The following is a 10932-nucleotide window of genomic DNA, read 5'->3' as shown; positions in this document are numbered from 1 at the left end:
TTTCAGCAAAGACATCGTTACCAAGGTCAATAGTATCTTTTGCAACTTCCAAAGATTGTTTTCCTGCACGAGTTACAGATACTTCTTCATCTGCATTGAAGTCTTCGTCAGTTAAAGTGAACGTGAGTTGCTGTTTTGAGTCCTCACTTCGCTTGTTGTCGAGATTATCATCACTTGAACAGGCAATAAACATACTTATAGTGATTATCGCTGTCAATAAAGAACTGATGTTTAATAAAATCTTCTTCATCTTATTTAATTTGTCGTTAATTTGTTTTCTTAATGATTATTCAACCCAAACATCACCAAAATCCACCTCTTGATCTTGCTTCCAATCTTCTTCTTGAGACGTCATCGGTGCTGGGGTAACCGATACGCAGAAGAATGCCTCTGACTTCATTTCATAAACGAGACACACTGGTCGTTCATAATCTTTCTTTTCTTTCTTTTTCTCCATTGTTTTATTGATTAAAAATAGTTGTTATTTCGTGCTTAATTTCTCTATATTTCGGTTTAGGTACGGACACAAAAAAAGAACAAAGGAAACTTCTAGAAGTCCTTTGTTTACAGGGTTTACGGCACGCTTCGCGCGCGCGTACGCGAGAAGAAAAAAATGTGTAATTTACGTCTGCTCTACTAGAGAGAGAGAGAGAGAGAGAGAGAGAGAGAGAGAGAGAGTATACAAATATTTGGAACTACCAAATAATTTGCCATCTTTTTCTCGATTATTTTTTTCTCCGTATTCAATGATTCAAATGCAGATACACAATAAGCAACACCTTTATTATATAAGGCGTTGTTCGTTGTGGCTTGAATATTTAATGCTTGAATCATTATTGGGTTTATTTCTTTCGGCTGCAAAAGTAATAAAAGATATTAAAACAGCAAAGGAATTAAAAGAAAAAAGACAGAAGAAGGCTAAAATCTTTAAAAAGAGACAGGAAGTAAAGAAAGAATAAAGGGTGGAAATGCAGAATAAAGAAGTAGGGATAGATGCTAACATCTACCCCTATTGACTCACTTATTTAAAGATTCTCAATAAACCAATCGGCAACTTGGCGCAAGAGATGGTTGCGGGTATTGCCTCCATATATAGAATGGTTGCGATTCGTATAGAAGAGCTCACGGAAATCCTTATCAGCCTGCACGAGAGCTTCAGAATACTCGAAGGTGTTTTGTGGATGAACATTATCGTCAGCCATACCATGACAGATAAGTAACTTACCTTGCATCTGATTTACACGATTGATTGGATTAATAGCGTAGCCCGCTGCATTCTCTTGTGGCGTACGCATATAACGCTCCGTGTAAATAGTATCATAGAAACGCCAGTCCGTTGGAGGAGCTATCGCCACACCTGCTTTAAAGACACCTCTACCCTCACTCATGCTCATCAAGGTATTAAAGCCACCAAAGCTCCAACCCCAAATTCCTATGCGAGAGGCATCCACGTAACTTTGCTTACCTAACCATAACGCTGTTTCTACCTGATCTTTTGACTCTAAATCGCCTAACCGCATATAAATACTCTTCTCAAAATCAGCACCACGAGCACCTGTTCCTCTACCATCTACTGTAACAACGATATATCCTTTCTGGGCTAAATAGTAATCGAACATACCACCATTTCCCATAGAACCAACATTCCAATTATCTACAACCTGCTGACTTCCTGGTCCGCTATATTGGTGCATGATAACAGGATACTTCTTATTTGCATCGAAATCAGACGGCTTAATCATCCATCCATTGAGCTTGACTCCCTCGGATGTAGTAAACGAAAAGAACTCAACGCCCGCATTATTATACTTCTGAAGTTTCTCTTCTAACTCCTTATTATTAAGCACCTCACGCACTTCTTTCCCTCGATTATCATAAATGGTATAAACAAATGGATGATTACTATCGCTCCATGTATTCAAAAAGTATTTATAATCGCCAGAGAACGAAGCTGCATTCCAGCCTTCATGAGCCGACAAACAGGTCATCTTTCCACTCTTATTTACAACATACACCTCTCGTTGCATGGGGTTTCGAGCCGCTGCTTGGAAATAAGTGTTGCCTGTTTTCTCATCATATCCATAGATTGCAGTCACATCATAATTGCCCTTATCAATCTGACGCAAGAGTTTTCCGTCCTTATTATAAAGGTATAAGTGCATAAAACCATCACGATCAGAAGGGAAAAGGATGTAATCTTTCATGATAGAGATACCTTCCATCGCAGCCTCTTGAACATACTTTGAGATATGTTCCTTTATCAATAATGAGCAAAATCCCGTATGCGGATTCGCCGCATAGAGGTTCAATTCATCTTGATGACGATTCATCGTATAGATAACCACACGATTAGGATCGGTTGTTGTCTTTATGCGTGGAATATATCCATCAGCCGCTAAAGGTAAATTGATTTGACGTACAGAAGCACCCTCCAAAGAATATGACCAAACTGACACTTTTGAATTGTCTTCGCCAGCCTTCGGATATTTATAACTGTATTCTCCAGGATAAACACTATAAGCATCAAGTTGAGGATGAGAGCCACGGAATAGCTGCAAAGAATAAGTCTTTACCTTGCTTTCATCATATCGAATCCAACTCAAAGTCTTACTATCAGCACTCCACGCCAACGCATTATTAAATCCAAATTCCTCTTCATTTACCCAATCTGGCAAGCCGTTAATGACTTTATTAAACTCGCCATCGGTTGTTACCTGCGTCTCTTTATCGCCATCCGTAATATAGATATTGTTCTTATGAACAAAGGCGATCTTTGTTCCATCAGGAGAAAAGGTTGGAATCTGCTCGGCACCTTCCTTTGACAGACGCTTCAACTGCTTTGTCCTCACATCATAAAGATAGAAATCAGCCGTGAACGAACGGCGATAAATACGATGTGTATTGGTTTGCAATAACAATCTATTTCCATCTGCCGACACCTGATAATCATCAAACGATTTGAGATTCTCCCCCTGGGCATTAGCCAAATCAAAGATAACTCCCGTCGGCTTTCCCGTCACAAAGGAGTATTTCACAACCTGTCGACCATCCTCTGAGATGCGAGCATACTCCGATGTTCCCTTTAAAGAGTTAACACCTGATATACGCTTTGCAGCAAAAACACCAGCTGTGATATCACGTATAGATATAGGTTCACCAGCCATCAATTGGAGTGCAGTCAAGATAGTAGCACACATAAGGATTATTCTTTTCATAAAATCAAGTTTAAACATCGCAAAAGTATAAAATATTCTGTACATTTGCAACAAGAATGGAACAATATTATCGTGACTTTGGGAACTGGCTTCGCGAACAATTCCCTTTTAAGGTTCAGAAGATTTCTATCAATGCTGGCTTCACATGTCCTAATCGGGATGGACGTGTAGGGCGAGGTGGCTGTATCTATTGCAATAATCAAACGTTCAATCCTACGTATTGCGATAAGCAAAAGAGCGTAACTGAACAGTTGGAAGATGGCAAAAGATTCTTCGCTCGCAAGTATCCTGATATGAAATATCTCGCATACTTTCAGGCTTACACGAATACTTATGGCACCAATTCGCATTTGAAGGCTCTCTATGAGGAGGCATTAGCAGTGGAGGATGTTGTCGGATTAGTCATCGGAACACGTCCGGATTGTATTAATGACGACCTGCTCGATTACTTTGAAGAATTGAATCAGCGCACCTTCCTCATCGTCGAATATGGTGTTGAGACCTGTAACGATGCTACCTTACGCCTCATCAATCGTGGGCATGATTTCGATTGTGCTAAGCAAGCAATCGAACGCACCGCTAATCGTGGTATTCGTGTAGGTGCGCATATCATACTCGGATTACCCGGTGAGGATGAAAACGAGAGTCTCCGACAGGCACCCATCATATCTTCTCTCCCTCTCACAACCTTGAAAATCCATCAAATGCAGATTATTCGTGGAACGAAGTTAGCTAAAATGTATGAGGAACATCCGTTCCATCTTTACAGCGTGGACGAATATATTCATCTGATAGCCGAATACATTAGTCGATTAAGAGCCGACCTTATCCTCGAACGATTCGTTAGTCAGAGCCCGCCAGAACTACTCATCGCACCAAAATGGGGACTAAAAAATTACGAATTTACCCATCGTCTCAACAATTACATGAAGGAGCATTGCACGAAAAAGAAGGAGATTTAAACTTACTCACTATTAGAATTTAGCAAAAACAACACTCATAAACTTCTAAGATAAAAGGATATGTCATAAGAAAGGCATATCCTTTTTTTGTAATAAAATACTGCTAAATTTAGGATTTATAATTGCGTTTTTCTGAAGCGCATTGGACTTTGGTCATAAATACAGGAATTAGAGAGTAAAATCGTAATACATTTATAATTATCTGATTATTAGATATTTATAAAGACATCCAATCGTTTTAAGTGAAATGATATAGCAAAATATGTAAAAAGTAGGCTGATTTTACCCAAAATCATATTACTTTTTGCTAAAAACGAAGCTACATTTTACTAAAAACGATAGTACTTTTCACCAAAAACGGAGGTACGTTTCACCAAAAACGGAGGTACGTTTCACTAAAAACAGAGGTACGTTTTATAAAAGACCAATATTTCGTGCTTAAATTAGTATTATAACTTCTAGAATGAACCGATAGCAAGATAATGTTTTGTAAATAGTTTTCCGAACAACACTTTGCTTCTATTACCTAAATAAAAAAGGAGGATATACCTTAAATGGTATATCCTCCTTGCTTATTTATCCCCTCATTATCGGTTGATAATGGGTTTGAATCGTTGCTTTTGATTAATCCAATGTCTTGAGCTGTTCCGCAACTTCATCGTTAATGCGCTTAGCAAACTCTTCCATTGTCATGGTAGCTTGCTCGCCTCCACCCTGCTGACGCATAGAAACTAAGCCTTCGGCTGCCTCTTTCTCACCAACAATGACCATGTAAGGTACACGCTTTAGCTCGTTATCACGAATCTTGCGACCAATCTTCTCATTGCGATCGTCCATGATTGAACGGACATCGTGAGCATCAAAGTAGGCCTTTACCTTGCGAGCGTAGTCATTATACTTCTCAGAGATTGGAAGAATTGCCACCTGATCAGGTGTCAACCAAAGTGGGAAGTGTCCTGCTGTGTGCTCAATGAGCACAGCTGTGAAGCGTTCGAGCGAGCCAAATGGTGCACGGTGAATCATCACAGGAGTCTTCTTCGTATTATCTTCCGCTGTATATTCGAGTTTGAAACGATTAGGAAGATTATAGTCTACCTGGATAGTGCCCAACTGCCAACGACGACCGATGGCATCCTTTACCATGAAATCGAGCTTAGGACCATAGAAAGCCGCCTCTCCAAGTTCTACACGCGCCTTGAGACCTTTCTCTTCACAAGCTGCCTTAATAGCGGCTTCGCTCTCTTCCCATACCTCATCAGAACCGATGTATTTCTCTTTATCGTTAGGGTCGCGGAGTGAAATCTGTGCTTCGTAATTGTCGAATCCAAAGGTTGCGAATACCTTTAGGATAATATCGATATTGGTTTCGAACTCTGCTTTTACCTGATCTGGGCGAACGAAGATATGCGCATCATCCTGCGTAAACGTGCGAACACGGGTCAATCCATGCAACTCGCCGCTCTTTTCATAGCGGAATACCGTTCCGAACTCAGCAATACGCAATGGAAGATCTTTATAAGAACGTGGCTTATAAGCATAAACCTCACAGTGGTGAGGGCAGTTCATTGGCTTAAGCATGTACTCTTCATCCTCCTCTGGTGTATGAATTGGCTGGAAAGCATCCTTGCCATAGTGGGCATAGTGACCAGAAGTTACATAAAGGTTCTTACCACCGATACCTGGAGTGATAACCTCCTGATAGTTGTAAGGACGGAGAAGACGGCGCAATAACTCTTGCAAACGTAGACGAAGTTGCGTACCCTTTGGTAACCAAATAGGTAAACCCTTACCTACACGATCAGAGAACATGAAGAGTTCCATCTCTTTTCCAATCTTGCGGTGGTCACGTTTCTTAGCCTCTTCGAGCATAACGAGATATTCATCAAGCATCTTTTTCTTTGGGAAAGAGATACCATAGATACGTGTCATCTGCTCACGCTTCGCATCGCCACGCCAGAAAGCACCGGCAACGCTGGTAATCTTAATAGCCTTGATAGCACCCGTTGATACAAGGTGCGGACCACGACAAAGGTCGGTGAAACTACCTTGTGTATATGTTGAGATGGTTCCATCCTCGAGATCCTGCTCAATGTGCTCCACCTTATATTCTTGTCCATCAGCAGTAAACTCCTTAACGGCATCTGCTTTAGATATATCATGACGCACAACTTGCTCGTTCTTCTTAGCAAGTTCACGCATTTTCTCTTCAATCTTTGGGAAATCGTTCTCAGAGATAGCCTGACCCTTTGGTGGCATTACGTCATAGAAGAAGCCATTTTCAACAGCAGGACCGAAACCAAACTGTATACCTGGATAAAGTTCCTGTAATGCTTCTGCAAGAAGGTGGGCAGAAGTGTGCCAGAAGGTGTGCTTACCTTCCTCATCATCAAACTTATAAAGAGCAATCGTTGCATCCTCATTGATAGGACGATTGAGCTCTACTGTTTCGCCATTTACACCGCAAGATACAACGTCACGGGCGAGAGCCGGCGAAATGCTCTCGGCGATTTGATAACCAGTTACGCCCTGTTCGTACTCACGAACGGAACCATCTGGGAAAGTGATTTTAACCATACTACAAATTAGTTTTATAAATCAAAGTTGTGGCAAAGGTAACACTTTATTATGAGAATGAGGAATATAAATGTGATTTTCAACAAATCAATTGGTAATAGAGATTCGCCAAGTGCTATCAATTCGCACTTAATAGTCTATACTGACTTAAAGATTAGGTGTATAATCAATCAGACGGGGAAAGGTTATGGGAGTTTGCTTTGCTTATTCTCACCTTCTGTTACTTGCTTCATTAACCAAGGACTCTTATTTAACGGTCGAAGATGATTGATATCGAACTGAATCGGCTTAGAAGGGCGTTGCTTTGGCTGTCGTCCTGCTTTGATATCAGCTCGGAGTTGTTGAGCTGCACTAAAGTCTTTCCATCGATTTAGCATATAATCTAATTGGGTAAGTGCAGTTTGCTTGTCTCCTACCCTATACAAACAATAAGCTCGATTAAACCAATAATCACGATTGTCAGGCGAGATATCTATCGCGTGAGTATAAGCAACGATAGCACTATCATAACGTTCTTCACGAATATTAGTCATTCCATAAAGTTCATAGATATCAGCTATATAAGGTTGTAGCTCTAAGGCACGCCGACAATCGCTATCGGCTCCTTTATAATCTTCTAGATGGTACTTGGATAAAGCCATAAGATACCACGCTTCATAAAGGTTTGGCTTTAAACCAACAATACGAGAGAATATTTGCATGGAAGTAACGTAATATCCTTGATCTAGCGTTCGCCTCCCTTCTTCCATCATCTTATTGATGTTATACTGGGCTGCTGCTGGCAATGTCAAGAGACAGAGCAAGGATACTACGATACCACGCAACATATCACTCTACTTACGTGGAGGCTTCACACGATAGTTACAACGCACCTTTCCTTGCAAAAGGGCTTTCAACTTACTATTTATCATCTGCTTGCGGAATGGGGAGAGATGATCAGTAAATACTTTGCCATCGAGATGATCGAATTCATGCTGAATAACACGGGCAAGGTAGCCTTCAATCCATTCTTCATGTTCAACAAGATTCTCATCAACATACTTCACATAGATGCGCTTGGCACGTGTCACAGACTCATGAATACCTGGCAATGATAAACATCCTTCTTCTAAAGTTTCAGTCTCTGAATCATCGAACTCTAAGATATGTCCGTTGATGAAAGCATGACGAAAACCTTTATACTCAGGGAATGTATCTGAAAGAACATCCAAATCAATAACTACCACACGAATAGACTTTCCTATCTGTGGAGCAGCCAACCCTACACCATCACTGGCAGTATTGGTCTCAAACATATTTTGTATCAGCTGCTGCAAATCAGGATAGTCAAGAGGAATATCCTCTGCTACTTTGCGCAACACAGGCTGACCGTATGTGTAAACAGGTAATACCATATTACTTCTTTAATTAATTATTGGGTTTTAGGTCTTATTGCATTAATCGAGTCGATTAAACAAAGCACACTCATCGACTAAAGCCCTTTAGACCTCATGTAATCCTGAAGAATAATTGTTGCAGAAATCTCGTCAACAAGCCCTTTGTCCTCACGACGTGTCTTTTTCTTCACACCACCAGCAATCATCGCTTGATGCGCTATCACAGAGGTAAATCGCTCATCATAATAATCGATAGGCATCTCTGGATGTAGTTTACGCCAACGATTAACGAAGTTTTCTACACGAGCTAGATTCTCACTAGGTTGACCATTCGGCTGAATAGGCTTACCTATTACCAATTGATCTACTGATTCCTTGGCAACATATTGTGTCAAGTAATCAAAAATATCGGATGTGGGGATAGTCGCTAACCCATTTGCAATAATACGCAATGGGTCAGTGACTGCCAATCCTGTACGTTTCTTTCCGTAGTCTATTGCTAGAATCCTACCCATTTACTTTGCGAGCAACCAAGCATCAGCATAAGTTGCACGAAGCTGATTACGGCTTTGTACTGCAGCAGCTTTACTGTCAAATGTAGCAGCGACAACACGATACATATTATTACCAGAATTGAAAGCTACCTGTGCTGAGTAACCTGCATTCTGCAAACGTTGCTGCAAACCTTCTGCATTAGCCTTTACACCGAAAGAACCAACAACAACGCTATAAGCCTTCAAGCCAGCACCATTCACAACTGAAACATTCTCACGACGAACAGGCTCATTGTCATAGTTGTCAACAACTGGAGCTTGATTTACAGGCTGCTGCACTGTCTCAACAGGAGCAACAACAGGAGCTTCCTGCTTATTGCTATCATCATTATCTGTAGATGTCTGCTCTTGGGCTTTTGCCTTTTCATAAGCCTTCTTGTATGCACTCTCACTAGACTTACAACCAGTGAATGACAATGCCACACACATTGCAGCACCCAAAACCATCATTTTTTTCATAATCCGTTAGTTATTTATTGGTTATACTTTTTATTCTTTTATCGTGCGAAGTTACGAAATAAGCTGCAGAAGTTAAAAAATAACGTAACTAAAGTTTGTTAAATAAGGTATTTGCAATATTTTTAACACAAAATACAAGCCATTATATTGTCAGTACGCGAAACTTTGACTATATTTGCCAATGAATAAATTATGTTTAACTAACATTTTAAAGTAAGAGATTATGAAGACATTAGGTTACATTGGAGCATTCCTCTGCGGTAGTATTACAGGTGCAGCACTTGGGCTTTTGTTGGCTCCAGAAAAGGGAACAGACACACGAACAAAGATTGCTGATGCTGTTGACGACTTCTGCAAGAAGCACGATCTTAAACTTAGCCGTAAAGAGGCTGATGAATTTGTAGAGGACATCAAGGACGCAGCAGCAGAGACTATCTAATTTGTTGAAATGTTTTCTAACGATAACAACATTGAAACAATAGCGCAACTCGTTGAGGCGTTAAAGCATTACATCGGGCTTCAATCAGAATATCTGAAGCTCGATGTAATTGAGAAGATTGTGCGGTTATTGACTGTAATTACTATATTTACAGTTTTTAGCGTAACTCTTCTCATCTCATTGGTTTATTTTTCTTTTGCAGCAGCTTATGCGTTGCAAACATTGATGGGTTCGCTTATCCTGGCTTTCCTAGTCGTTGGTGCTTTCTATTTAGTACTACTCATTTTCTTTATCTTATTACGTCATCGTTTAATCGAACGACCATTAGTAAGATTCTTAGGAAGCCTTTTAATGTCAAAATAAGCTTATGACTGACCAGAAAACTATCACTGATTCTGAATATAAGTCGTTGAATGACATTCGACTTCGGAAAGCTCAGTTGCTTACCGACTTAACCAAAGACAGCAACAAAATAGCTGACTTATGGAATCAGCTCATGCACAAACCCAAGAATAATAATACACCAACACAACGCTTCTCTGGGCTTATCAATACTGGAGCCGGCGTATTAGATGGACTTATCTTGGGCTGGAAGCTCTATCGGAAGTTTGGTGGTATGAAGACTTCCCGCTCCTCTGATAAAAAGAAATTTGGCTTATTCCACAAAAGAAACAAGTAATAGCAGTTTTTCAAAACTGACTTTAGCAAACAAAGAAATAAGGTGTATCAAAAAGCAAATAGCAATATCGATACACCTTATTTCATATTCAATAGGGAAATCACAAAATCACAATCACAAAATCACAAAATCAATTATGGTAGTATCATGCTTTTTCTTTATGTAGATAATATATCATTATATATTATTATTTATTAATAAGGTATTATATTATATTATATTAGGAATCCCTTTTACACATTGAAAATCCTTTTTGTGATTTTGTGATTGTGATTTTGTGATTGATGTGATTAATTGAACTTTATCCCATTAGGCAAAGGTCAAAAAAACAAATCATTCTGTCTTATCGTTCCTCATTCTTCATTTGTTTATCTCTCTGTAACACAAGTTATTACAGAGCCATTTGCAATACTTGTTATCCCAGTACCTCGAAAAACTAATGTTTTCTTTAAAATTCTACTTACCTTTGCAGCACAGAAAAGAAAAAGAAGCACCATCCTCTACCTCCAACCGCTGACTCTTAACCTCTACCTAATGCATGAAACAGCTACAATGGAAGAAAGTCGTAAGTTCAAATGTTAATGATTAAAGTTCAAAAAGGTTAGTATTAATAGGCTCAGAGGTTAGTGTTAACAGGCTTAAAGGTTAGTATTAATGACCAATAGGTAAAATAA

The 10932-nt window shown here is 39.7% G+C and carries 13 protein-coding genes and 1 pseudogene; 5 read left to right on the top strand and 9 right to left on the bottom strand.

Annotated features, from left to right (window positions below):
• The 3 genes and pseudogenes from HMPREF9969_RS04260 to HMPREF9969_RS13160 all read right to left on the bottom strand — a co-directional run.
• Positions 1–250: pseudogene (locus HMPREF9969_RS04260) on the bottom strand (hypothetical protein); the annotation flags it as partial.
• Between the two features lie 36 nt (positions 251–286).
• The gene (locus HMPREF9969_RS04255) at positions 287–457 is read right to left on the bottom strand and encodes a hypothetical protein (protein ID WP_036894983.1); all 171 of its coding nucleotides are present in this window, start codon (positions 455–457) and stop codon (positions 287–289) included.
• 179 nt (positions 458–636) lie between these two features.
• The gene (locus HMPREF9969_RS13160) at positions 637–834 is read right to left on the bottom strand and encodes a hypothetical protein (RefSeq protein ID WP_083835286.1); all 198 of its coding nucleotides are present in this window, start codon (positions 832–834) and stop codon (positions 637–639) included.
• Between HMPREF9969_RS13160 and HMPREF9969_RS12785 the strand changes: the two genes are divergently transcribed.
• Entirely contained in the window at positions 822–959 is a 138-nt protein-coding gene (locus tag HMPREF9969_RS12785) for a hypothetical protein (RefSeq protein ID WP_156787941.1), read from the top strand. The two genes, HMPREF9969_RS13160 and HMPREF9969_RS12785, sit on opposite strands and share 13 nt — an antisense overlap.
• Positions 960–1025: 66 nt before the next feature.
• On the opposite strand, the gene HMPREF9969_RS04250 is transcribed toward HMPREF9969_RS12785, so the two are convergent.
• On the bottom strand, positions 1026–3215 hold the full coding sequence (locus HMPREF9969_RS04250) for a S9 family peptidase (RefSeq protein ID WP_198005077.1): 2190 nt from the start codon (positions 3213–3215) through the stop codon (positions 1026–1028).
• 56 nt (positions 3216–3271) lie between these two features.
• Between HMPREF9969_RS04250 and HMPREF9969_RS04245 the strand changes: the two genes are divergently transcribed.
• Complete coding sequence (locus tag HMPREF9969_RS04245) at positions 3272–4177, top strand: TIGR01212 family radical SAM protein (protein WP_009434625.1); 906 nt, start codon at positions 3272–3274, stop codon at positions 4175–4177.
• A gap of 624 nt (positions 4178–4801) precedes the next feature.
• On the opposite strand, the gene thrS is transcribed toward HMPREF9969_RS04245, so the two are convergent.
• The 5 genes from thrS to HMPREF9969_RS04220 form a co-directional block, all read right to left on the bottom strand.
• The gene (thrS, locus tag HMPREF9969_RS04240; RefSeq protein WP_009434624.1) at positions 4802–6751 is read right to left on the bottom strand and encodes a threonine--tRNA ligase; all 1950 of its coding nucleotides are present in this window, start codon (positions 6749–6751) and stop codon (positions 4802–4804) included.
• A gap of 185 nt (positions 6752–6936) precedes the next feature.
• Entirely contained in the window at positions 6937–7578 is a 642-nt protein-coding gene (locus HMPREF9969_RS04235) for a tetratricopeptide repeat protein (protein ID WP_009434628.1), read from the bottom strand.
• Between the two features lie 6 nt (positions 7579–7584).
• Positions 7585–8145 carry a peptide deformylase gene (def, locus tag HMPREF9969_RS04230; protein WP_004382705.1) on the bottom strand — a complete coding sequence of 187 codons (561 nt, stop codon included), beginning with the start codon at positions 8143–8145 and terminating at the stop codon, positions 7585–7587.
• Between the two features lie 77 nt (positions 8146–8222).
• Entirely contained in the window at positions 8223–8642 is a 420-nt protein-coding gene (gene ruvX, locus HMPREF9969_RS04225; RefSeq protein WP_009434622.1) for a Holliday junction resolvase RuvX, read from the bottom strand.
• On the bottom strand, positions 8643–9140 hold the full coding sequence (locus HMPREF9969_RS04220) for an SPOR domain-containing protein (protein ID WP_009434627.1): 498 nt from the start codon (positions 9138–9140) through the stop codon (positions 8643–8645). It lies immediately after the preceding gene.
• A gap of 223 nt (positions 9141–9363) precedes the next feature.
• Between HMPREF9969_RS04220 and HMPREF9969_RS04215 the strand changes: the two genes are divergently transcribed.
• From HMPREF9969_RS04215 to HMPREF9969_RS04205, 3 genes are read left to right on the top strand one after another with little or no spacing between them, the layout of a single operon-like run.
• On the top strand, positions 9364–9579 hold the full coding sequence (locus HMPREF9969_RS04215; RefSeq protein ID WP_004382708.1) for a YtxH domain-containing protein: 216 nt from the start codon (positions 9364–9366) through the stop codon (positions 9577–9579).
• Positions 9580–9588: 9 nt separating this feature from the next.
• On the top strand, positions 9589–9942 hold the full coding sequence (locus HMPREF9969_RS04210) for a phage holin family protein (protein WP_004382709.1): 354 nt from the start codon (positions 9589–9591) through the stop codon (positions 9940–9942).
• 4 nt (positions 9943–9946) lie between these two features.
• Positions 9947–10258, top strand: coding sequence for a hypothetical protein (locus HMPREF9969_RS04205; protein ID WP_004382710.1), 312 nt, complete (start codon positions 9947–9949; stop codon positions 10256–10258).
• Positions 10259–10932 lie beyond the last annotated feature (674 nt).

The organism is Prevotella sp. oral taxon 306 str. F0472, assembly GCF_000257925.1.
GTDB classification, from domain to species: Bacteria; Bacteroidota; Bacteroidia; order Bacteroidales; family Bacteroidaceae; genus Prevotella; species Prevotella vespertina.
The sequence above is the reverse complement of the archived record's forward strand: the minus strand, read 5'-3'. Positions and strand labels throughout refer to the sequence as shown.